Origin of the sequence: Pseudoalteromonas sp. CST2, assembly GCF_028599385.1 — a bacterium.
Lineage (GTDB): Bacteria > Pseudomonadota > Gammaproteobacteria > Enterobacterales > Alteromonadaceae > Pseudoalteromonas > Pseudoalteromonas atlantica.
In genome coordinates this window covers 18,251-40,213 of record NZ_JAQREO010000016.1, presented here as the reverse complement: position 1 = coordinate 40,213, position 21,963 = coordinate 18,251, and the positions used below count along the sequence as shown (strand labels likewise).

Below are 21,963 nucleotides of genomic sequence, written 5' to 3'. Positions count from 1 at the left end.
CATGTTCCGGAAGGTTGTTTGTTGCTTAATGATCAGTCTGTCACTGCCAGCGATGGCAAGCTTTAATGACCTTTTGGAATCGGTGTCTAATGAAACAGGTGTACCTACCGAAATTATTAAAGCGGTATGTACGCACGAAAGCCAAAGTTATCACAACGGCAAGCGTCAGCCTTGGCCTTGGACACTAAATATTGGTGGAAAAGGATTGTGGTTTAAAACTAAGCATAGCGCAGTGGCTTATGCAGAACTTGAACTGATGGATGGGACTGAGCCCGTAAAGCTCGACGTAGGCATGTGTCAGATTAATTGGTATTGGCATGGAAAAGAATTCGCGTCTGTCGGCGCATTAATGGACCCAAGGGCAAACATTCAGTATGCCGCTAACCATCTAAAAGATTTAAAAAAAGGTAAGTCATGGGAATACGCAATAGGCGCTTATCATTCGCCTTCAAATCAGGTAAGAGCAAAGAAATACGCTTCAGCGGTACTGTCTTCGTTCTAGCGTTATTAAGCGCCGTATCGTCGGTTAATGCCTCACAGTTGACCGAATTGGCAACGGTAGGTAAAACGAAGCCTGCTGAAGAATATTACACTAATTTGAGCTTCAGAGATTCTAAGGTTGATGCCGAAAAAGCGTCAAAACTTCTGAGGGAAGCAAGAAACAGTATATCGCGTGAAATGTTCTTTCCTCTTGTCCCAAGCAATATGCAGCCAGGTGTAATGAAGGGCTTCAAATTTCAAGAAGCTAAGACAGTTCAACCCTTTGCTGTTGTTGGGACCGACCCTTTATCTATCAAATGGCTGCGTTTTCGTTTTGATAAGTTAGCAGAGCTCAATGCTCCTATATATGTTGTTGAAGCTGAATCGTTCCAACAATTACAGGCGTTCTCTTCTGAGTTTTCAGGTTTGAAATTTGTACCTTCTTCTGGTGATGGGATCGGTAAAGAGCTGAAGGTAGGCGCTTATCCATTTTTGGTTACTTCAACGGGGGTTTGGCAATGAGTAATGACTATCCTATCGAGCGTTTATTAAGACCAATTGCTGAATATAATGCGGCAACGGTATCGGGTGTAGCTGCTGGATTAAGTGTTGCTGCCCCTTATTATTGGATGATGACAGAGCCGGTATCCTATGCGTGTGCTAGTGCCTTTAGTTATATAGGTTATAAGTATTTAGATGATGCGTTGCGCCTTAGTAAATACCAAAGGAATATCAAAACACTAAAACCTTACTCTATAAAACCTGCTGATCTCCCTGTTTCAAAGTCGAAGTCTTTTTTGGGACAAGGGTATCGATGGCAATCCATTCATACTCAACGCCTCTATGACACGACCAAACCGGAAAATGAGGATTACACTAAACCGCCTGCACGTTATGAGTGGGCAAGGCGTAAAGAGGTCAATTGGGAAAATACATTTGGACTTTCTATGATTGCGAAGGCACTCAGAAACCAATCTCCCTACAATCCTTTAAAGTTACTTGACCTGACTCCTTATCCAGATATCGGCGGTACAGCTGCAATACATGGTGTTGGTGCTGATGAGGAAAATGAAACGTACTGGGACCTGGGCGAGCGAAATGGTCACGCGATTGTGCTGGGTACGACCCGTGTGGGTAAAACTCGGCTGGAAGAAGTTTTGGTGGCCGGTGATATTCGACGTGGAAATAATTGTGTAATTGTTATAGACCCTAAAGGCGATGGTGAGCTATTCCGTAGGATGTACGTGGAAGCGAAACGAGCTGGTAGAGAAGATGATTTTTACTTTTTCCATCTTGGTTATCCTGAAGCGTCATGCAGATATAACCCTGTAGGTGAGTTCCAACGCATTACTGAAGTTGCTGGTAAAACTACTGCTCAACTTGGTGATGAAGGTAACTCTTCTGCATTCAAAGCTTTCAGCTGGCGTTTCGTTAATGTAGTAGCTCGCGCCTTAGTTGATGTTGGTGTAAGGCCCACAATTGATAACATCAACCATTACGTTCAGGACTTAGAGGATTTGCTTTACCTGTACGCGAAAAAGGCCCTACTTGCTGTTGATGATGATCCTGAATCACTAATCGAAGAACGTGCCGCAATGGTACGTGATAAGCATCCTATGGTAGAGCGCAAAGGTAAAACCAAAACTACGGTTGCAATCATCGACCTGATGAAAGAACTTTTGCCTAAAGATAACCTGGGACGCCAGCTGCTGCTTGCCAGTAACTATGAAAGGTCATTCTACGAAAAACTGGTTGCCAGTTTGCTTCCGTTCTTGGACAAAATGAATACGGATAAAATTGGTAAGCTGCTTAGTCCTGAATACTTCAATGAAGAAGATCCGCGCCCAATTCTGAGCTGGCGTGAAGTGATACAGCGAAGAGGTATTGTATATATTGGCCTTGATGGTTTGACTGATAGGGAAGTAGCAACTGCCGTAGGTAATGCGATGTTTAATGACCTTGTTTCAAACGCAGGCCTTATGTACAAACATGGTAAAGACGTTGGCCTTCCTTCACTCGATGGGAGTAAGAAACTCAAATTCCCTGAGATTTACCTTCACGCTGATGAATTCAACTCCCTGGTTGGTGATGAATTTGTTCCGATGGTTAACCAATCTGGCGGGGCGGGTGTCCGGATATGTGCGTATACCCAAACATTACAGGATATCGATGCGAAGTTTGGTAGCACTACCGGCAACCCTAAATCAATGCAGATCATAGGTAACTTTAATACCACTATTATGATGAGGGTGCAGAACGAGGAAACAGCTTCATTACTTACGAGTCGATTGCCGAAAGTACCTGTCAAAGAAGCCACATTGGTTTCGGGGGCAAGCAAGAAAGATGGCACTGGTGTAGGGCGCTTCGATGACCAAAACCAAGATCGTATATCTGAAGATAAAGTGCCAATGGTAGAGCCTTACCATGTTACGAGCTTGCCTAAAGGTCACGCATTTGTACTGAAGAATGGTAATCAGCTATTCAAAGTACGGTTGCCTTTATTTGATGATAAGGGGGATATTGAGCTTCCACAAAATCTTGTCGATATATGCGCGGATATGAATGAGCGCTATCGCACTGGTGAACTTTGGTGGGAGGAAGCAGCATAATGGCTAAAGCTAAGTCAGAACAGCAACGGCAGGCAGACAAAACAAAACGTCATGGTGTGTTTACCAAGATTGTTCTTTTTGTCATGGCGCTTCCAATTACCGTGATGGTGACAATGATTATTTCTATTCTGGTTGAATGGGGTTTAATTTGGCATTGTGATGACGGCCCAGGAACGACTGTGTGTTCATTTGCTGATTTTCAACCTGGTATGGGTGTTGATCATTCAAGAAACATGCTTAGAGCCGAAGCAGGGTATGTTAATCAGCATTTCAAAGATAGTCTGATGGGATCTGCTCCTGTGAAAGTTGCGGGTGAGCTCATTACATGGACGGACGATTATATATTCCGCCCCATAGGTATTGATGATTACATTCGGAAGTCAAATCAAGAAAAAGGGTGGGCGTGGAATTACTTTGTATCTGCTTACACGATAATCAAAGTTGTATTGTTGCGGCTTTGCGTTCTTTTCCTTTCGATACCGGCCTACATACTATTTGCAGTTGTTGGGCTTGTGACGGGGTTGGTGCAACGTGACTTGAGAAAATGGGGAGCTGGTAGAGAAAGTACAGACAAATTTGAGCTTTCAACTAAGCTTATCAGTCCTTCAGTAGTGTTGTGTTTTGTTATCTATCTGTCATGGCCTAACAGTATTAATCCGGCGCTAATAGTTGTGCCGTTTGCTGCAATGTTCGGCTATGCATTACATTTAACGGCATCTAACTACAAGAAATACTTCTAACGAATCAAAATTAGGCATGCCTAATTTTAAAAGCCTCCAATACGGGGGCTTTTTTGTATCGAGCATAGTTAAATGTGTCTATGATGGCCACAAAACATAGTCGAAAATGACTATGCTGCAGCGGTATAGAAAAAACCCCCTGAAAGTTCCCCTAGCTTTTCGAGTACATCCGGAAATAAACCCCTTTACAATGCCCTCAAGTGATATTTGCGGGGTGCAATATGAAAAAAATATTGATGGTTTCAGCGGTTTTACTCGCTGTTTTTGCTGGTTCGGCTAATGCCTCTACTGAAAAGGAGAAGGCTGAGTTGGCAAGAATTGCGAGTGAGCTGAAATATTTGAAGCATGATGTGCTTCAGATAAGTGAGCTTCGTCGTGCCGACGATACAGAAGCTTTCAATTATGAGGCTCTTGTAAGTGATCTTGACGCTGTTCAAAAGGCAGTTGAAAGACACATTAATGGGCCTTCTCGTCAACCAAAGGCGCTCAAGCCCCTAGAGGCAGAATATGGAAATATTCAGTGAAACTTTTGGGATGGATGCTGACACGTTGAAAGCATTCATTGAGTGGATGTTGACGTTTGTAGTCAGTCTGTTTTGCGTAGTGGTTCTGAAAGGATCTTACACGCGCTTGATAGAAGGTGATATGCAAGCGCTTGACGTTTTGGTTGATGTGGTCATCGCTGTAGCGGTCGCCACTGGGGTTTTTACGGTAATCAATTAACTTCAAATACAGAGGTAAACAATGAAAGTTATTAAGGTATTCAAGGCGATGGCGGAGAAATCTAAATTAGCCTTTTGGACATTGATGGCGTTTGCATGGCAAGTTCGCGCAGATATGCCAACTACAGACGATTTTGCAGATGGTTCAGATGATAAAGACGGCGCTGAAATGCTGATGTGGTTAATGGAAAAGTTTGTCCAGGTGGTCATTATCGGTATGACAGCGTGGTTCGCTATCCTCATCATCAAAGGCGCTATGAAGAAATATAACGATATTTCTGATGAGCGTGGTAGCTGGATGGACCTTGCTGGTCACGTAGTTGGCGGCTTGGCGCTGTTAACATTGGGTATCATTCTGTTCAACCTGGCTGATACGTGGGTTGATTAATGAAACAGGACGAAAGCGATTTTACAGATAGCTTTACCGGCGACTTCATTAATGAAGAGCCGGTTGTATTCAAGGGCCTGACGGATGGAGAGATCAAGAGCGTATTCTTAATATCCCTTTTTATAGGTTCGCCTATTGGGGTCTTACTTGGAATGTTAAGTGGCTTTCCGATGCTCATGATCGTTTTCGTCTTTGTTATCCCGATGATAGTGGTTTATTTCCTTGCTGGGTGGATGGAGAAAGCAAGGCGCGGCAAGCCTTCTGGCTATGTTGAACATAACCTTCACGCTTGGCTTGTGGCTAAGAAATTAGCTAAGCCTAATTTTATTTGTGAAAGCACCAAATGGAGTTTGGGGCGAAGCAGTAGAGGGGCTTCAAAACAGTGAATATGAAAAGTAAAGCAATTAAAGAAAGTGACCGCAAAGATAAGGTTATTCGTGGCCTGACGATCTTTGCAGTAATCCTGTTGGGGCTGGTTCTGCATGCTCACTGGCTGTTAGCGACACTTCCTAAAGAATTTGAGTGTCATTTTCCACCAGATCTATCGCGAGGTGGAATGGTTAAGGTCAATGAATTCCAACGTCATGAAGTTTATGCGTTCGCTTACAACGTTTATCAGCAATTGAATCGCTGTGAGCAAGATTGCGCCGTTGAGTTTCAAGATAATATCCGTAAATACGGCTACTTCGTTACTGATTCATATCGTCCACAGCTGATGAATTTAGCGAAAGTTAAAGAGTCAGATAACCGCCGTAAAGTGCGTGGTATCTCTGAGTATGGCGCTTACTCAGACAGTAAAGTAGTCCCTTTAGGAAACAATACCTGGATTGTTTATCTTGATGTCGTTGAGCGTGAGCTTATTGGTGGCAAGGTTGTCCGTGATGCTGTAATGCGTTACCCGTTGATTGTGACTCAGTACGATGTTGATAGAGAGAAAAATCCTTGGCGATTGGCTATCGATGGCATGAAGGGTCAGCCGAAGAGGTTAAATTAATCATGATTCGTTTCCTGTTAACTTTCATCATTATGCTTTGCTCGTTTGGTGGGTATGCCACCGAACGAGTGAAGTGGGAACAAGGGCAAGAAATCGGCGTTGAGCTCAAAGAAAATGTAGAGCGAAAGGTTACGTTCCCTGAAAAAGTGCGATTTGCAGTAAAAGCGCGTTACGCTGAGCAGTTCAAGCATTCCTTGATTGATAACATGCTGTATATAACACCGGTTACGGAGTTTACAGAAAAGCTTACTCTGCAAGGTTTAGATAGCGGTCGTTTTTATGTCCTTCAGGCCTCAGTGTCTGAAGGGGCTGCTAAGGCTGGTGATGATTTGATTGTGCATATCAATGAATCAAAAAATGAACCAGAGCAAGGTGTAGTAGGTGGTAGCCGTTTACCAATTCAAGCGCCTCAATTAACACCTATGGATCTGGTGCAGTTCGCTTCCCAAAGCTTGTATGCGCCATCTGCTGAGCTTATTGAGCCTACCCCTGGGGTCCGTAGAGTTGTAGTTAAACAACGTGCAATGGCCAATCTCTATCGCGGTGGTGCGTTCAAGTCTGAAGTTTTAGCAAGTTGGACCGGTGGGGGCTTGTACGTAACAGCGTTGAAACTTATCAATGTTTCTACACAGGCTGTAATCTTTGAACCCTGTCGTATTAGAGGTGATTTTTACTCTGCTACCGCTCAGTTCAAGTCAGCTATGCCAGCTGGTCATAGAAAAGATTTTACAGTGGTATATCTATTAAGTGAAAAGCCCTTTGATGTTGCTGTTCAAAGTAGGGAGTTGTTATGCGTATAAAGCAAAACCCTATCGTTAAAGGTTTAGCTGCCTTAATGGTTATCATCCCTATTTATTTTTTGGCTACCGATTCTAAAGAAGAATCAGATGTACAAACATCACCGAAAGAGTCAGAGAAAGGTACTGGTAAACCGGTGCAGACTGAAAATGAGGCGATTGCCGCGATGTCTGCATATCTTTCTACTGTTGAGGGGGAGCAAAAGCGTATCAAAGAGTCGCTTGATAACGCAGTTACAAAAGATGATCTTCAACAAATAATTGACTCATCTAAGAACAATACCGGCGACACCGTTGATGAAGAAGCGTTGTTGGATAAAGTCTCAAAGCTTATCGATGACAGAACAAAGGCCATTAAAGAAAAATTCATCGCTGAAAATACTGTTAATCCTAATAGTGTCGGTAATGTTGATAATGAAATGCCGTTCGCTGATGCTTTTGAAGTGAATACCGGTTCTACTTCACAGGGTAAAAACAAGAACTCAGAAGAAATCCAGTGGGCCTATCCGGTTGGATTTACACCAGATGAAGGTAATGGTGTTATTGATGGCCTTCTAGGTAACGGTAGTGCTTTCAGTCGTAAGGCGGGTGACTTTGCGGATAACGTTAAAGATAGCGCAGCTGAAGCTAAAGCAAAGCTGGAAGAGGAATTGAAGCCGATTCCATACGCCACAATCCATTCTGATAGCTCTATTCATAATGCAACGGCTCTCACCGCATTAATAGGTCGGATTGAGCGTAAAGGTCAAACGCATGATCCATTCCGTTTTCAAGTGATGCTGTCAGGCGATACGTTGATGGCAAACGGTCATACGATGCCAGGTGTTGCAAACGCAATCGTAAGCGGGGTAGGTACTGGTGATATGGCTTTCAGTTGTGTTAGGGGCCGTGTTACTAGCGTGACATTTAATTTTGAAGATGGCCGGATTTATAACCAGAAAGGCACGTATGAAAAGCCAATTGCAGAGCTTGGCGACCGTTGGGGAAATCCATGCATTAAAGGTGTTCAAGTTGATGATGTGGGTAAGTACATCACAGCCCAAGGTGTAGTCGCTGGCCTTTCAAATTATGCGGAAACAATTGCAAAGCAACAACAAACGCTTACTTCTTCAGGTAATAGCACAAGCATAGGGCTTACTGGCAATGCGGGTAAATTAGCAGCTGGAAGCTTTGCTTCAGGAGGTCTAAACAAGACCGGTGAAATGCTATCTGAGCGATATGAAAATTACTACGAAGCCATCTACGTCCCGCCAGGTGAAAAGGTTTCTTTATTGTTCGTTGAAGACGTACCTATTGATTACATACCGACAAACAGAAAGGTCAGTTATGAAGAAAATTACAGTCCTATTACTGCTCTTGATTAACACCGTTGGGTGCGCGAGCAAAACCCCTTTTGAAATGGCAAAAGAGGGACCGACAATGAAGCAAAATTATGAAAATCATATGGTCGGGGAAGGTGCTGATGTTTCTCAAGGGGCGGGAGCTGTAGGCATTAGCCGCCCACTTGAAAATGATATCAACTACAAAGCAGTAGGCGAATACGCTTATCGCCGGTTACAAAATCCTGAATTGGAAATGTTTATTTATCCGCATCGGTCTACTCGCCTTGGTGTTATTGTTCCTGGTTACACAGTGCGTTTTCCAATGTATGAAAAAGTACAGTACGGTTTAGTGGGGGATGTAGCTAATGTTCGCTAAGAAAATCAGTAGTAACCTGAAGCGGTCTGCCAGCATGATTGCAGATAGTTTCAAATTGTATGATCGGGAACCGGAAGAAATGGTAACTGAAGGCGATATGGAAAAAATGTATTCTGTTCGCCGTAGTTTTACCGACCGTTTACCTTGGATTGAGTATCTCACAGAAGATGAGTGTTTCTTACTTAGTGATGAGCGCAGTGTAGCAGCCGTTTACGATATATTTCCGACAAATGCCGAAGGCGTGATGTTAAGCGAGTTAGCACGTATCAGGGATAACTTTAAATCGTTTTTGAATGAAGTTTTCCCCCAACATGAAAAAAATCCTTGGGTTGTTGAATTTTACCAAAGTGACGTGCTTTCACTCTCGTTTTTTGCCAAAACCGTGCGTGAGTATGCCGCCAATATTCGCAAAGATAACCCTCAAGTAACGGAAAGTCCCCTTTTTAAAGAGTATCTTCCTGTTATGGAGCAACATCTAAAAGATGTATGTAAAGAAGGTGGCCTATTTCACGACGATACTGTAACTGGGGTTAACTGGCGCGGCTCAGTACGTACCTACCGAATGGTGTTTTATCGTCGTTACGGTAGTAACGGAAGTCCACCTAGAGGTAGAACGCCCATTCAAGAGCTTAATGAAGTACGCCAAAAAGTCGAAAGTTCATTGACGCAATCGGGTGTTAAGTGCTTTCGCGTTGATGGTAAAAACTTCTATGAGTGGCTATTCCGTTGGTTTAATCCTCGCCCTGAAGTCACTGGCGGCGATACAGATAAATTGTTAGAGCAGTTGCCGTATACCGACAATGAAGATCTGCCATATGGTCATGACTTTGCTGAAAGTCTTTTACACCGACCACCGGAAAGCGACAATGAATCGGGAACCTGGTATTTCGATGGCCTGCCTCATAAGGTGATCACAGTTCAAAATCTTCGCCGTAGACCAAAAATTGGGGCTATGTCAGCGCCAAAGGAAAACGGTAAGGATATTTCCGCACTCTTCGACCGTATGCCTGAAGGCACAGTTATGTCGATGAAAGTCGTTATTACGCCTTCAGATGTCATAGAAAAACGTATCGATAAAATTGAAGATAAGGCTAAAGGGGATAGCGCCAAAATTAACCGGATTAAAGCTGAAGTAGAGCAAGCTAAACATAGGTTGGCAAATGATAGCCCTATGTATCCGGTTGAAATGTGTTTTTATATCCGTGGTGAAGATGAAGAGCAATTACGACAAAACCAAATTGACGTGATATCGCTTCTTCAACTTGAGGGTTTAAATGCGCTCGATGATGCTGATGATCCCATTATTCTTGATTCTTACATTAAGAATCTGCCAATGAATTACGATCCATCAAAAGAGCAGCAGCGCCGCCGTTCGCGTTTAGTATTCACAGAACATATTGCTAACCTTGCACCTATCATGGGGCGTGGTAAAGGTACTGGTAATCCTGGTTTATTGTGGTTTAATCGTGGCGGTGAGCCAATGAGTTTTGATCCTTTAAACCCTATGGATAGAGCTAAGAATGCTCACTTATGCCTGTTTGGTCCTACGGGTGCGGGTAAGTCGGCACAGATTACCGGTATGCTCCTTTTCTTGATGTCTATTTATAATGCAAGGGTGTTTCTTGTAGAAGCCGGTAACTCATTTGGTATGTTACGTGAGTATCTAAAAGAGTCAGGGGTATCGACTCACAAGGTTAGGATGCGCTCTGGTGAAAACACTATTATCCCTCCTTTTGCTAATGCTCTTAAAGCGCTTGAGCGTGAAGAGAAAGAGCAGGAATTATTTGGTAGAACGACGGTTACACCGGATATAGATGTTGTTGAGGAAGTCATGCAAGACTTCGAGACAGGAAAGTTAAGCCCTGATTATGAAGATGATGATGATGATGGTCAGGAGTATGAAAAGGATTACCTGGGCGAAATGGAAATCATCACACGCATTATGGTTTCAGGTGGCAACAAAGATGTTGCCAAGGGTATCCGGTTAGGTGATCAGCAGTTAATTCGTGAAGCGATTCTCAAAGCTGCGAAAGCGTGTCGGGATGAAGGCCGTAATCAAGTTATCACCGAAGACGTTGCTGAGCATATCTACAATGTATCGCAAGATGATACGGTTCCAGAGGATATCCGAACACGCTTTTATGAATATGCCGCTGCAATGCGTAAGTTCACGCAAGGTTTAGCTGGGCAAATATTCAACCGTGAAGGTGACTTGTGGCCGGAGTGTGACTTTACTCATATCGACTTAGCTGAATTCGTTAAAGATAACAGTGAAGCTGAATTGGCCGTTAGTTATATGTCAATTCTGAACAACGTGAATGATATTGCTGAGCGTGATCAGGAAACCGGTAGGCCTATTATCTTCCTTACGGATGAGGCTCACTTGATAACCAAAAACCCATTGCTTGCGCCAGGTGTTGTCAAAATCGTTAAGATGTGGCGTAAATTAGGTGCGTGGCTTTGGTTAGCAACGCAAAATATGGCTGACTTCCCAAATGAAGCGGAAGTTATGTTGTCATTGTTTGAATGGTGGCTTTGTTTGGCTTTGGAGCCTCAAGAGGTTGAGGAGGTTGCCAGATTTAAAAAACTGACCGACGAACAGAAACACTTGCTTGCCAGTGCCAAGAAGCAAGAGCGCTGCTATACCGAAGGTGTAGTGCTTAGTAGTAGATTAGCTGAAATATTCAGGGCAGTGCCGCCTAGCCTTACATTGGCGTTGGCAATGAGTGAATCACACCAAAAGGCAGAGCGCCGTAAATACATGGATGAGCATGGTATTTCTGAGACGGACGCTGCGAAAATGGTGGCTAAGGCTCTTGATAAAGCGCGTGGTATTTATCGAGAACAAAATTAGGCATGCCTAATTTTTGAAATTGTTTTGGGCAAAGGGCGGTCAAATTGGCCGCTTTTTTTTGCCTTCAGAAAAACCCCCTAAAAGTTCCCCTAGCTTTTCCCAGCAAACCTTTGTTGACACAAATAAAATGGCATCATCAAAAAAAGTCGGGTGGAGTCATGAAACAACTTAAAAAGCTCAGTCTCTGCGTTTGTGCAGCGTTTTTACTGGTGTCAGGGTGTTCCTCTGTACACCAAGAACGTGTGCATCCAGTCGCAGACATATTTGTACAGTTCGATGCGGGTCAATCTGTATTTAACAATCGATACGCGCTCACAGAGCGATTAAATAGTGTGTTGGCCGGATACGAAAAACGCCCTGTGGTCGTTGTTGTAGCCTCTGGTAATAAGCAAGAAGACTTTACTCTGGCTGTGTCGCGTCTTTATTCCATTGTAAATGCTGTAGACGTTGATGCTGATTATAGGGTGCTTGTAAAGCCATTGGAGCGTTTTGAACAGCGCGACCGTGTTGGTATCTATCATGCGGAAAACTGGGGTGCTTTTGAAAAGGCTTATATGCATGACGGCGATTATTCGTGGGTAGATGGCTCTAATGGAATCTACCGTTCATCTGATGAGCGTTTGTTTATGGCCGTTCCAACTATGCGTCATTTGCAACCTGTAGGTTCTAACGGTTTGCAGCAAACAGCAAGTTTGCTTGAAGCGCTTGGGTGGTCTTTGCAGCTTATTGGCGAAGAACCGGAGCCTTCTGACGTACATCTTAACGATATCCAGATAGTCACGCTTGAGAAAGTTGCGTCTCGTATTGAAGTTTCATTGCTTCTCGATGACGTGATAGGTGAGTTAATGCCAGGTTGTGACTATGAAGTAGTGGCCGGTGAGCGACTGGTCAAGGTTTGGAAAAAAGATTTAATTGGGAAAATATTATGAAAAGTTCGCAAGTTGCCAGCCTTGTCATGGCGTTAGGTTTTGCATTGCCGGTTGCGGCACAAAATAGTGTTGTCCGTTCCTCGGATTTCTTGGATCAGGATGCAGTCACTGTTACGTCTAAAGTGGCTGCTGCTTACCAAAAGCCGGTTGTTGCTGTAGCACAAATTCCTACGGTTGCGCCTGTTGAAGCCAGCGAAAGTGTTGAGGTCTATTCAATGTCAAATAATGACATTACTCAACCAAGTCTTCGTACCGTTGTAGAAGATAGCGATAAACCATCGCCGCCAGCTGTGGTTACAGACGGTCCTTATCGCTTTTATCCGGAAACCGGTGCTGTTGATTTTAATCTTCGCAAAGGGTTGTTGAAGCCTCAACTTGTCGAATTGCTTATGCATCACCGTCTCATCGATTCTACAGATGATATTCAGTGGCAAGCCTCTGACAATTTCATGTGGCCTAACAGTCACACATTGTCCGGTGCTTCATTAGATCACGTCATTAATGCTGTGCTTGCGCCTTATAAGTTAGTAGCTGACTTCAAGGGTAATGGCAGCGTTATCGTTAAAAAGCTGTAGTAGGGGTCAATAATGAAAAAATTTAAACTCAGTATCATTACAGCCACGGCCACGGCTATATTTTTGGCTGGTTGTGCTTCCTCTGTCTCATCATTCAAAGAAGTAAAACAGGAAGGTGAGGCTGTTGTAGCTAAAGCGTATGAATACGCTGTCAATGAACAGGAATTACCCCACGTTCGGTATTCAGATGAATTTTATGTACCTGAATTGAAAGAGCGTGACCAGGACAAGCCTCAGTGGTTCTTTCAAAAAGCAGAAGGGTCATACCTTGACTATACGCTTGAAGAAGTTATGCGAGATGTGCTTGCGCGTGAAGGTGTAAACATTCGTTACCTAGATAGTTTGGATAAAGGTCGCAGATTTTCGTTAGTGCATAAAGGCACTATTGGCGGTTTGCTGGATAAAATTTCATTCGCTACTAAGTATTCATACGAAATTGACGGTGATTTGCTTACGTGGAGCAAGTTTAAAACAGCAGAATTCGATGTGTCTTTTATCGCTGGGCAAACAGAATACCTGTTTGGCGCTAAAGAGAATTCAACCGGCTCAGCTAATGCAAACGGCGGGGGTGGGATGAACACCGTTGTCACGGATACGGGTTTTTCCAGTTCGGACGAATATATCAATTTCTCTACTGAAGGTCTTTCAATTTGGGAAGATATGAAGTCCACTCTTGAGCTTTTAAAAAGCGAAGAGGGGAGATATGTCATTAACCAAGCTACGTCTACTGTGGTGGTTAAAGACTACCCTGATAATGTCTCGGCTATAGCCGATTACCTAAAGCGTGGAAACGATAAAATCACTCAGATGGTTGCGGTTGACTTTCAGATTATCGAATTCACTTCAAATGAAGGTGATCAGCGCGGTATCAACTGGAATGTTATTAAGCAGGACTTAGCTACTGGGGGAGTGTTTGGACTTCAAACAGCCTTCAACACGTTAGTAGATAACGATTTAGCTCCGACAATTCTTGGTTATAGTCAGGAAACGGGAAAGTATGCGGGTTCTCAGGTGCTACTTAATGTGCTGGACCAATACGGCGCGGTGACAACGGTTAAAAGCCGTCGAGTCGTTAGCTTGAACAATCAGGTAACAAAATTATCCCAAGGTGGTGAGTTTGCGTACTTAGCGCAAAGTGGCGGTACAGCTACTGCGAATGTCGGTTCACAAGACAATCTCATGCCAGGTATTTTAAAAACCGGTGACACAATTTATATGCTGCCTAACTATGTAGGTGACAAAGTTGTTATCCAGTTATCTACGTTCTTATCAGATCTCACTAACGGAAAGTTTAGACGTATTGAAAGCGGCGATAAAGCCATTGAAGCCCCTGAAACAAGCTTTTCAGATATGTTTATGAAGTTTGCTGTAAAAGATGGTCAAACACTGCTTATCTCTGGTAGCAGTGATAATAAAAACCAATATACAGAAAATTCTACAGGTGGATTTGTGGCGTTAGGCGGTGAGCTTGGTGGCACTAAGAGCCGAAAGGAAACGCTGATTCTTATCACGCCAAGAATTGTGTTCCAGTAGGGGGTCGAATGCGAATTTATACGAGCCCCAAAGAAGAACATCGCTGGATATTTCAGCCCTTCAGGGCAACTTTTAAAGGTGCTGGAAGAGAAGAAAAAATTCGTCAAAAGGCGAAGGAATTAGATTTTCGGTATCTGTCTGTCTATTCAACCGGTGATGCTCTTCACGCTGCTTATACGTCTGAGCGTGATGGGTATGATTTTGCCGCACGGTTTCACTCATATTGCCTGAAGGCAGGCATGAACGATGTTGTTTATGTTGAGCGTTCTAGCGACGAACATAACGTTATCGTGATTGTTCGTGACGGAAACATCAAACGAGACAAAGTTGGTAAAGCAGAAGATATCAAAGCTGATCTCGAATCTATTATGGGGTCAGCCAACCTTGAAAATGTAAAGCTAATCAACTACCAGTTTCTCGAAAATGGGGTGTTAGAAAAAGCGAAGAATGTCTTTAGTGGCCGTATTGAAAACTTGTCAGCTGCTTTGACTGACAAGCTTGAGCCTACTGAAGAATTTTCTTTTTTAGCTGAGCGTGATGCGATGTCTAAGATTAAGAGTCGCAGGCCGTGGCTTCTTTACTTAGGTATTGTTGGTATCGTCCTTATGGGAGTGAATCAACTTGCTTCGCTAACAAGCGATACCGTTGAAAAAACAGTGGTTGTAGACCCTTATGCTTCGTTTTATCAAGCAATGTCCTCTGATGTAATTCAAGTGCTGAATCGTATGGCACAGGATTATAACACTCATGTTGGTTTAATGACGTTACCTGGCTGGACAGTCACTAAGGTTACGCATACGAAAGGCCAAGTGAGTTACCGCATGATGTCTACTGAAAATGGCGATGTTGAAACGCTTAAAGCTTTTGCAGGACAAAATGGGCTTCACGTTATGATTGATCCCAATGAAATTGTTTTGCTAGGTCTTGGCGCTAACGTCACGACTACAGATGAAAGCCAAGTGAAAATGTACAACGTTGAAGAGGTGCATCATTTTCTTCGCGATGCGGTGAATGAATATATTCCTGGGGCAGAACTTACTTTTATTCGTGATGTGCCTAAAGGCACAGATACAAAGTGGACGATACGGGAACTCATGTTTCAGTTCAGGGGCATATACAAAGAAGACTTAATGACCTTGGGCGCAATAACAAAAAACCTGCCTGTAAGTATCGGTGGTGATAGTGCAGACCCTAATGCCGGTCAATACATCATCGACAATGAGCGCTTTACTGGCGGCTTAAAAATATCAGTATTTGGAGAGAAACTATGAACAAGCGTACCAAAGTATTGGCGATAGGTGCGGCGGTCATTCTGTCAACTGCAATAGGTTATCGGGTTTACGATAGTAATGCTGGAAGTGCCGTTACTACGTCTAAAAACAACTCTGAAGCAACAAGGGCAACAGAGTCCAAGCCTCAAGTGAAATCGGTGGCGAGAGTGCCTGATAAGGGGCATATTTCTCAAAGCATTGATTCGCTTGCGAGGCAAATAGTGGCTAATTCCCCTAACCAAGAAGAAGCGTTTACGTTTCTTGTTGAAGCTAAGTCCTATCGTATTCAAGAACTACGAGCTCGACGCGCAAAAGAACGTGCGGAAGAGGCAAAAGCTCAATACGATGCAGATCTTTGGAGTCGCAAACGTGGACAAATTGATGTCGAGCTTGCGAGAGAGGCAGAAAAAGGATCAGTTGATACACAAGCAGGCCAAAACCTTTACCAAGGTAATGCGCCAATCAGTCAACAGGTAAGCCAGTTGAGTGATATTAAGAAGGAAATAACCCTTGCTGATTTTGCTTTAAGAGCAATCATCAAAGAGGGGCCTGACTATGTTGCTCGTCTCGCTTATGGCGACCGAAATGTGCCTGCTAAGGAAGGGTATACCCTTTTTGGTAAAGTCGATGTGAAGAGCGTTTCATCAAATGAAGTGGTGCTTATGAAAGGCTCTGATGAAGTCACGCTTTATGCTTACTAAAGGTGCATTATGGCTACAGTAAAAGAAGTTATTTCTGGCGCTGCCCAGTTAAACTACAACACATTTAAAGACAATGGCTATCGCTTTTTCAAGCCTCTTTTGGATGTTTGTATGGCTTATGAGGGCAGTGGCGACCAAGAAGATGAAGATACAGTTTTTGTTGCTGTTATTGTTCCTCCTGGCACTGACAAAACTGCGTTGATTATGACTACGCGCCGAGCTCACGATAGAAAGTCTTTGGAAATTCAAAATATCGAAACGCTTTTATCGTCTAAGCATTCAATCGGTAATGTATACGTAATTTATTCGCACCCTAAAGATATTCACGCCATCTTGCATGACGCGAATTCAAAAAAAGGGAAAGGCGAAAAGTCTGAAGCAGACGAAACGCATAGTGCGGCGTTGCAGGATTTGGAAAATATTGTTACTGAGGCGGTAGTAACCTGTACTTCAGATATTCATTTTTATGTCTATGAGGACCGTGCGGAGGCTGTATTTCGTATTGATGGTTTGTTTAGTCAAAGCACTCCCTTGGGAAGAGAGCAAGCTATCTCAATTATCGCCGCTGGTCTGAATACAAAGTCGCCGGATTATCGCTCTGTGACAGATGACAATGAAATGGCTGATGTCTCGATCTATATGAATATTGAAGTTCCTGATCCAAAAGGCGGTCAGAAGCCTAAACGTGAAAAAATAAATCTTCGTACCTCTAAAAGTGGTTCGCTTGAAGGGCCGCACACGGTAATGCGTGTAATCAGAACGTCTCAGGAAGCCAAGAAGACCATTTCTGACCTTGGGATGGACAGTGATATTCGCAATATGCTTATCCGTTCTACTGAAGCGCCCACAGGGATAATTTTGCTTACTGGCCCAACTGGTTCAGGTAAGTCTACGACTTTAGCTGCGCTGTATGAAACGATAGATGATGAGCGAAAAATTCTGTTACTTGAAGATCCTGTTGAGTATCGAATTAAGCGTAAAAATACGGTGCAAAAACCGGTATTTCCAGAAATTAAAGGGCAAGGTTTTATTGATCATCTTAAAAACGCCCTTCGTCAAGACCCTGATATCATTGGTATCAGTGAAATGCGATCTAAAGAAGTGGTCGAAATTGTTATTAAGTCTGCGCTTACTGGTCACTTGATGGTTTCAACGCTTCATACCAATGATGCGATTGGTGGTATTAGTCGTTTAATCGATGAAGGTGTAAGTCCTAAAGTGCTTGCCGAGCGTAACTTGTTTCGCTGTATCGTTGCCCAGCGATTGATACCGGCGCTTTGCCCTAAGTGCAGAGTGAAGAAGTCGGTAGAGGGGTTTACAAACTCATATATTAAAAGTGAGGATGGCTGTAAGCATTGTGGTGGTACTGGCACTAAGGGGAGGGTGCTTATTGCTGAGTTGATCATGTTTGACGATAAATGCCGTGAATATATTGGAAACCATGATCTTGCATCCCTTGAGAAACACCTGTTGGATAATGGTTGGAAGGGTATGGCTGCGCGAGCTCGTATGCGGATAGAGCAGGGAGTTATTGACCCGTATGAAGCTGTGAAGCATGTTACAAACCTCTTTGCAGAGGAAGCAGCTGTTAAGTATCCAGAAGTTGAATTCGTCAATAATGGATTAGAGCCTGCCTTATCATAATTAGGCATGCCTAATTTTTAAAATTTTTTGGGCAAAGGGCGGTCAAATTGACCGCTTTTTTTTGTCTTCAGAAAAACCCCCCAAAAGTTACCCCTGTTTTTCCGACTCATTCTTAAAAAAGGCGCTTTACAATGGGTTCATTGAGATTAATGGGGGCTTTTATGGCGCTGTCTAAAGAGCAAATACAAGATGCTGTTAAGCGTGGTGCGTTAATCGTACTTGAGTACGCTGGCATAAATTACCAGACCTGGGACCGTGTAAAGCGGTTTTTCAGAACGTGGGGATTTAGTAAGCAACGCCAATTTGAGTTTGTACAGGATTTTTCTAGCTGGCTAAACGATGGGTGTAGCCCTAGTCAGGCGTGTCGTTCAATTATGGATGCTGGTAAGGGTGATAAGCGCTTGCAGCAAGAAGTGAATGCTGCGACCTCTATTTATGATGCATTGAAGCGTGGTCAGTCTATCAGTGAAGGTATGGTGGATTGGTTTGATCCTGAAGTGGTTACGCTTTTTGATGCGGGACAGCAAGCCGGTTCAAAGGCCTTAACTCGCGTAGTGAATGAGTACCTGAAGCAAGAGGCTGAAATCAAAAGAGCAAAATCGGAATTTTGGAAGCCAGTAAAACAACCGTTGACATATTTTTTTATGGTTATCGCTTTCATGATGGTTATGGGGTTGTTCGTGTTACCTCAATTCTCTGATCTAATGCCACCGGACAAAATGACGTTTTCAGTTCGTTTTGTGCTTGGTTTTAGCGAATGGGTAAAGGCGATGTGGCCTTACATGCTTCTGGCGTTGTTGGTGGTGTTTATAGCGGGACTTCATTTTGTCTCAAACAATACGTCAAAAATGCGCCTGTCTCTTGATGGGTATTTTCCTTTGAACATTTATAAAAACTTTGCAGCTATGAAAACGATGAAGACGTTGGGGATTCTCGTAGAGACTCGTTACAACCTTCATAAAGCAGCGACTGAGCTCAAGCGTAATTCAAATGGCTACATGGTTCATCACTTAAATCACATTATTCGCGAAACACAGTTTGGTGAAAGTGATTTGGGTGAAGCACTAAATTCTGGTTTGTTGAGTAAGCGCCTCATGTTTCGTTTGCGGAACGCTGCAAATTCACCAGATCAGGATAGAAAGAAGTCTGCAATATCGATTGCAGCGGATAGGAGCGGGGATGAAGCGGTTCGTGCGCTTATAGGGACTCGTCAATTCGTGGCTTTCTTTCTTTGGATAACAATGTCTCTGACATTGTTGATGGTGGTGAGCTCGTTTATGGGCGTTATCTCTTCTCTATTTAATATGTCATATCGATAAGTAAGGAGCCGAAAGGTGAAAATGATGAAAAAGCAAAAGGGTTTTACCCTAATCGAATTGTCAATTGTGTTGGTGTTGATTGTCGGTCTGACAATTACCTTCTGGCCTCAATTGGCACAAATGTTTGGTATCGGTGATGCAGCTAAGACGCGAGCGCAAATTAGTGAAATTCAAAACGGCGCTTCGCTCTATAAGCAGCGAAACAATGTGTTCACCGGAATTTCAATGACTGTTTTGGATGACCAAGGCTATGTATCTGATCGTATGGCTGACGGTACTGCACGTAACCCTTGGGGTGGTAACTACACTATCGCGGTAGATGCGGCAGATGCTACACGTTACACGGTTACAGCGACAGGTGTTCAAAATGCTGATATTGGAGCGCAACTTGCCGCTGACTATGCGACATCTGCGGTTAATGCCGATTTCAACGGTACAACACTGACGGTCACATTCCAGGGGTAACGTCATGAAACGGGTTCGTGGGTTTACGTTAATTGAGCTACTTATCACCATTGCTATCGGTGCGGGAATGTTGATTTGGGCAAGCTCGTTTAGTCAAGTAAATGGCAGGGTCCTTACCGCAAAACGGTTAGATCAAGACGCGCAACTTTTACTTGAATCCATGAATCAATACTATCATCGCCACTGCACTGAAGCTGTTTTCCCCGCCATCACAGAAGCTCGATTGAGAGCTGAAGGAATCCTTGTTGGCGGGGGGTTCAACAATCCCTGGGGAGGCAATTACCAATTAGTAATTGACCGAATCAGACCAAGGAACCCGCTATTGCGGGTTTCAGTCGTTTTTAATAATGCCACCGATGCCGGTTTCGTTGCTGGGTTTTCAGAAAATGCAACGGTTGCCGGTTCAACCGTTACATGGACGGCAAATAGTACCTTTAGCCGCACAGCTGATGGGGTTCGTAAGCAGTTGGATAGAGAAGCCTTTGGTACGCCATTGTGTTAAGCAGGAGTTTGATTATGAAAATTAATAAAAAGTCACAGGGCTTTACGCTTATAGAGTTGATTCTTGTGCTGACAATCCTATCTGGCCTTGCGGTCACATATGGTCCCCAGTTAATCCAGCAGCAACAACCAATATCACAAGCTGATGATGCCAAAAATGATATTTCAGAGCTCAAAGCGGCAGCGAATGGCTACTATATGGAAAACCGTGCGTGGCCTGCATCTGTAAATGAGCTTATTGCTACGGGGTATTACACTGGTTCGGGGGTATCTCCGTTTGGCACAAACTATGTCATTGGGACAAACGGTGACAACTTGGTTGTGAGTATTGACACTAACCGCAACCAATTAGCAAATATGCTGGCTGGTAAAGTTTCCTTTGGTAATGTTGCGGCTGATGGTGAAACCGTTAGCACTGAAATGGGAACACCATCAAGAGAGGCTATTCAGTCATTCTTTCTTGCGCGTAAAGCAGTGGCCGGTTGCGCTGATTGTAACCAGTTAGCAGCTGGCACAAACATCGATGTCAATAACAACAATCTCAACAATATCGATGAAATGGATGCTAATCAGGCAACCATTACAAATGCGACGATTACAACGGCAAATATTGACAGGGTGGAAGCTGAATCAATTCATCTTGGTAATAACAGTATTACTTATGCGGGTAATCAACTTAATTTGAATGCCGGTACGGTTCGTATGAATGCGAACCTTTCTATGAACGGTAATATAGTGGGCAATGGTAATGATATCACTGGCTTTGACCGTTTAGAGGCTAATGCGGGTGACTTCACTAACCTTTCAGCTACTACGGGTAATATCGCTTCATTGAGTGGTAATAGCCTCGATTACAACACTGGTACGATTGATACCTTGTCTGGTAATACTCTGAACTATGGGAATGGTACAATCACTTCGTTGAGTGGTAATACCCTATCTTATAATTCAGGTTCAGTAGGAAGCCTTAGCGGTAATACATTAAATTACGGTTCGGGAACCATTGATAGTCTAGGCGGTAACTCGCTGTCTTTTGGTTCTGGTACTGTGAATACGTTAAGCGGTAATACCCTTACGTATACTACTGTGAATGGTACTAACGGTAACTTTAACGGCCTATCAGCCAACAGCGCAAACTTCGGCAACCTGGGCGTTACTGGCACAGCTACATTGAACCGTTTTACCGCCAATAATGGAACAGTAACTAACCTCACAAGCAGCAGTGCTGATTTTAATACAGTGTCGTTCAACTCCCTAGATGCAGATAATCTTACTGCGTCAAATGCAAACTTGGCGACCGTGAATGCGACGAACGTAGATACTAATTTCCTAACTACCGGTTCGTTTAGCGCCAGTAGTGTGAACGTTACCGGTAACTTTTCTGTGGGTGGTACGCTCACGGCAAGTAATGTAACAGTTAGCAATAAAACCACGACTAATCAGTTGCAGGCCTCAAGTAGCACGTTGGGCAACGCTACAGCAAGTAGCATGAATGTGTCGGGCAATGTTACTGCGAATTCGGCCAGTGCCAATACTGTGAGCGCAAACAGCGCGACCATCGCCAACCTTTCGGGAACGAACGCTAATTTTAATACGGTCACTGCTAATCAGTTTAGCGGCGGCACGTTTAATGGCTCTAACTTTACGACCAGCCAAAGTAGCGTTAACAACAATAAATCTCTGATTGACCAATACATCAACAAATGGAACTCCTGCCAAAGCGCAGGCGGTTGTCAGTAAGGG

General features: G+C 43.6%; 23 protein-coding genes. All 23 read left to right on the top strand.

Annotation, left to right across the window (positions count from 1 at the left end):
* The first annotated feature begins 28 nt into the window (after positions 1-28).
* The 23 genes from PSH41_RS17120 (at position 29) to PSH41_RS17010 (ending at position 21,960) form a co-directional block, all read left to right on the top strand.
* Positions 29-502, top strand: coding sequence for a transglycosylase SLT domain-containing protein (locus PSH41_RS17120; RefSeq protein WP_273605100.1), 474 nt, complete (start codon positions 29-31; stop codon positions 500-502).
* Positions 415-1,002 (top strand): PFL_4695 family integrating conjugative element protein, encoded by a 588-nt coding sequence (locus PSH41_RS17115; protein WP_273589619.1) that lies wholly within the window; start codon positions 415-417, stop codon positions 1,000-1,002. The genes PSH41_RS17120 and PSH41_RS17115 overlap by 88 nt, the downstream gene beginning before the upstream one ends.
* Positions 999-3,089 (top strand): type IV conjugative transfer system coupling protein TraD, encoded by a 2,091-nt coding sequence (gene traD, locus PSH41_RS17110; protein ID WP_273589620.1) that lies wholly within the window; start codon positions 999-1,001, stop codon positions 3,087-3,089. Before PSH41_RS17115 ends, traD begins: the two co-directional genes overlap by 4 nt.
* On the top strand, positions 3,089-3,829 hold the full coding sequence (locus PSH41_RS17105; RefSeq protein ID WP_175079801.1) for a TIGR03747 family integrating conjugative element membrane protein: 741 nt from the start codon (positions 3,089-3,091) through the stop codon (positions 3,827-3,829). Before traD ends, PSH41_RS17105 begins: the two co-directional genes overlap by 1 nt.
* Positions 3,830-4,050: 221 nt before the next feature.
* Positions 4,051-4,353, top strand: coding sequence for an RAQPRD family integrative conjugative element protein (locus PSH41_RS17100; RefSeq protein WP_257327063.1), 303 nt, complete (start codon positions 4,051-4,053; stop codon positions 4,351-4,353).
* Positions 4,337-4,552 (top strand): hypothetical protein, encoded by a 216-nt coding sequence (locus PSH41_RS17095; protein WP_273589621.1) that lies wholly within the window; start codon positions 4,337-4,339, stop codon positions 4,550-4,552. The genes PSH41_RS17100 and PSH41_RS17095 overlap by 17 nt, the downstream gene beginning before the upstream one ends.
* 21 nt (positions 4,553-4,573) lie before the next feature.
* Positions 4,574-4,939: a DUF2976 domain-containing protein gene (locus PSH41_RS17090; protein ID WP_273589622.1), complete on the top strand. Its 366-nt coding sequence runs from the start codon at positions 4,574-4,576 to the stop codon at positions 4,937-4,939.
* Positions 4,939-5,325, top strand: a complete 387-nt coding sequence (locus PSH41_RS17085) for a TIGR03750 family conjugal transfer protein (protein ID WP_257327060.1) — start codon at positions 4,939-4,941, stop codon at positions 5,323-5,325. The genes PSH41_RS17090 and PSH41_RS17085 overlap by 1 nt, the downstream gene beginning before the upstream one ends.
* A 2-nt stretch (positions 5,326-5,327) precedes the next feature.
* Complete coding sequence (locus tag PSH41_RS17080; protein WP_273589623.1) at positions 5,328-5,933, top strand: PFL_4703 family integrating conjugative element protein; 606 nt, start codon at positions 5,328-5,330, stop codon at positions 5,931-5,933.
* 2 nt (positions 5,934-5,935) lie between these two features.
* A complete protein-coding gene (locus tag PSH41_RS17075; protein WP_273589624.1) occupies positions 5,936-6,733 on the top strand; it encodes a DUF3438 family protein in 798 nt (265 codons plus the stop codon).
* Positions 6,724-8,094 carry a hypothetical protein gene (locus tag PSH41_RS17070; RefSeq protein WP_273589625.1) on the top strand — a complete coding sequence of 457 codons (1,371 nt, stop codon included), beginning with the start codon at positions 6,724-6,726 and terminating at the stop codon, positions 8,092-8,094. Before PSH41_RS17075 ends, PSH41_RS17070 begins: the two co-directional genes overlap by 10 nt.
* Positions 8,057-8,428, top strand: a complete 372-nt coding sequence (locus PSH41_RS17065; RefSeq protein WP_175079793.1) for a hypothetical protein — start codon at positions 8,057-8,059, stop codon at positions 8,426-8,428. The genes PSH41_RS17070 and PSH41_RS17065 overlap by 38 nt, the downstream gene beginning before the upstream one ends.
* Positions 8,418-11,282 carry a conjugative transfer ATPase gene (locus PSH41_RS17060; protein ID WP_273589626.1) on the top strand — a complete coding sequence of 955 codons (2,865 nt, stop codon included), beginning with the start codon at positions 8,418-8,420 and terminating at the stop codon, positions 11,280-11,282. Before PSH41_RS17065 ends, PSH41_RS17060 begins: the two co-directional genes overlap by 11 nt.
* A 158-nt stretch (positions 11,283-11,440) precedes the next feature.
* Positions 11,441-12,211 carry a hypothetical protein gene (locus PSH41_RS17055; RefSeq protein WP_273589627.1) on the top strand — a complete coding sequence of 257 codons (771 nt, stop codon included), beginning with the start codon at positions 11,441-11,443 and terminating at the stop codon, positions 12,209-12,211.
* Positions 12,208-12,786 (top strand): hypothetical protein, encoded by a 579-nt coding sequence (locus PSH41_RS17050; RefSeq protein ID WP_273589628.1) that lies wholly within the window; start codon positions 12,208-12,210, stop codon positions 12,784-12,786. The genes PSH41_RS17055 and PSH41_RS17050 overlap by 4 nt, the downstream gene beginning before the upstream one ends.
* Positions 12,787-12,798: 12 nt before the next feature.
* Positions 12,799-14,319: a hypothetical protein gene (locus PSH41_RS17045; RefSeq protein WP_273589629.1), complete on the top strand. Its 1,521-nt coding sequence runs from the start codon at positions 12,799-12,801 to the stop codon at positions 14,317-14,319.
* Between the two features lie 8 nt (positions 14,320-14,327).
* A complete protein-coding gene (locus tag PSH41_RS17040) occupies positions 14,328-15,590 on the top strand; it encodes a hypothetical protein (RefSeq protein WP_273589630.1) in 1,263 nt (420 codons plus the stop codon).
* Positions 15,587-16,291, top strand: a complete 705-nt coding sequence (locus PSH41_RS17035) for a hypothetical protein (RefSeq protein WP_273589631.1) — start codon at positions 15,587-15,589, stop codon at positions 16,289-16,291. The genes PSH41_RS17040 and PSH41_RS17035 overlap by 4 nt, the downstream gene beginning before the upstream one ends.
* Before the next feature lie 9 nt (positions 16,292-16,300).
* Entirely contained in the window at positions 16,301-17,935 is a 1,635-nt protein-coding gene (locus PSH41_RS17030) for a GspE/PulE family protein (RefSeq protein ID WP_273589632.1), read from the top strand.
* A 131-nt stretch (positions 17,936-18,066) separates the two neighbouring features.
* On the top strand, positions 18,067-19,254 hold the full coding sequence (locus PSH41_RS17025) for a hypothetical protein (RefSeq protein WP_273589633.1): 1,188 nt from the start codon (positions 18,067-18,069) through the stop codon (positions 19,252-19,254).
* A 21-nt stretch (positions 19,255-19,275) separates the two neighbouring features.
* Complete coding sequence (locus tag PSH41_RS17020) at positions 19,276-19,719, top strand: competence type IV pilus major pilin ComGC (protein ID WP_273589666.1); 444 nt, start codon at positions 19,276-19,278, stop codon at positions 19,717-19,719.
* Positions 19,720-19,723: 4 nt separating this feature from the next.
* Entirely contained in the window at positions 19,724-20,221 is a 498-nt protein-coding gene (locus PSH41_RS17015; RefSeq protein WP_273589634.1) for a type II secretion system protein, read from the top strand.
* Between the two features lie 14 nt (positions 20,222-20,235).
* On the top strand, positions 20,236-21,960 hold the full coding sequence (locus tag PSH41_RS17010) for a prepilin-type N-terminal cleavage/methylation domain-containing protein (RefSeq protein ID WP_273589635.1): 1,725 nt from the start codon (positions 20,236-20,238) through the stop codon (positions 21,958-21,960).
* Positions 21,961-21,963: the final 3 nt, after the last annotated feature.

Coding starts and splice junctions, on each gene's coding strand:
- PSH41_RS17120 (WP_273605100.1), top strand. CDS start 29: ATGATCAGTCTGTCACTGCCAGCGATGGCAAGCTTTAATGACCTTTTG.
- PSH41_RS17115 (WP_273589619.1), top strand. CDS start 415: ATGGGAATACGCAATAGGCGCTTATCATTCGCCTTCAAATCAGGTAAG.
- traD (WP_273589620.1), top strand. CDS start 999: ATGAGTAATGACTATCCTATCGAGCGTTTATTAAGACCAATTGCTGAA.
- PSH41_RS17105 (WP_175079801.1), top strand. CDS start 3,089: ATGGCTAAAGCTAAGTCAGAACAGCAACGGCAGGCAGACAAAACAAAA.
- PSH41_RS17100 (WP_257327063.1), top strand. CDS start 4,051: ATGAAAAAAATATTGATGGTTTCAGCGGTTTTACTCGCTGTTTTTGCT.
- PSH41_RS17095 (WP_273589621.1), top strand. CDS start 4,337: ATGGAAATATTCAGTGAAACTTTTGGGATGGATGCTGACACGTTGAAA.
- PSH41_RS17090 (WP_273589622.1), top strand. CDS start 4,574: ATGAAAGTTATTAAGGTATTCAAGGCGATGGCGGAGAAATCTAAATTA.
- PSH41_RS17085 (WP_257327060.1), top strand. CDS start 4,939: ATGAAACAGGACGAAAGCGATTTTACAGATAGCTTTACCGGCGACTTC.
- PSH41_RS17080 (WP_273589623.1), top strand. CDS start 5,328: ATGAAAAGTAAAGCAATTAAAGAAAGTGACCGCAAAGATAAGGTTATT.
- PSH41_RS17075 (WP_273589624.1), top strand. CDS start 5,936: ATGATTCGTTTCCTGTTAACTTTCATCATTATGCTTTGCTCGTTTGGT.
- PSH41_RS17070 (WP_273589625.1), top strand. CDS start 6,724: ATGCGTATAAAGCAAAACCCTATCGTTAAAGGTTTAGCTGCCTTAATG.
- PSH41_RS17065 (WP_175079793.1), top strand. CDS start 8,057: ATGAAGAAAATTACAGTCCTATTACTGCTCTTGATTAACACCGTTGGG.
- PSH41_RS17060 (WP_273589626.1), top strand. CDS start 8,418: ATGTTCGCTAAGAAAATCAGTAGTAACCTGAAGCGGTCTGCCAGCATG.
- PSH41_RS17055 (WP_273589627.1), top strand. CDS start 11,441: ATGAAACAACTTAAAAAGCTCAGTCTCTGCGTTTGTGCAGCGTTTTTA.
- PSH41_RS17050 (WP_273589628.1), top strand. CDS start 12,208: ATGAAAAGTTCGCAAGTTGCCAGCCTTGTCATGGCGTTAGGTTTTGCA.
- PSH41_RS17045 (WP_273589629.1), top strand. CDS start 12,799: ATGAAAAAATTTAAACTCAGTATCATTACAGCCACGGCCACGGCTATA.
- PSH41_RS17040 (WP_273589630.1), top strand. CDS start 14,328: ATGCGAATTTATACGAGCCCCAAAGAAGAACATCGCTGGATATTTCAG.
- PSH41_RS17035 (WP_273589631.1), top strand. CDS start 15,587: ATGAACAAGCGTACCAAAGTATTGGCGATAGGTGCGGCGGTCATTCTG.
- PSH41_RS17030 (WP_273589632.1), top strand. CDS start 16,301: ATGGCTACAGTAAAAGAAGTTATTTCTGGCGCTGCCCAGTTAAACTAC.
- PSH41_RS17025 (WP_273589633.1), top strand. CDS start 18,067: ATGGGTTCATTGAGATTAATGGGGGCTTTTATGGCGCTGTCTAAAGAG.
- PSH41_RS17020 (WP_273589666.1), top strand. CDS start 19,276: ATGATGAAAAAGCAAAAGGGTTTTACCCTAATCGAATTGTCAATTGTG.
- PSH41_RS17015 (WP_273589634.1), top strand. CDS start 19,724: ATGAAACGGGTTCGTGGGTTTACGTTAATTGAGCTACTTATCACCATT.
- PSH41_RS17010 (WP_273589635.1), top strand. CDS start 20,236: ATGAAAATTAATAAAAAGTCACAGGGCTTTACGCTTATAGAGTTGATT.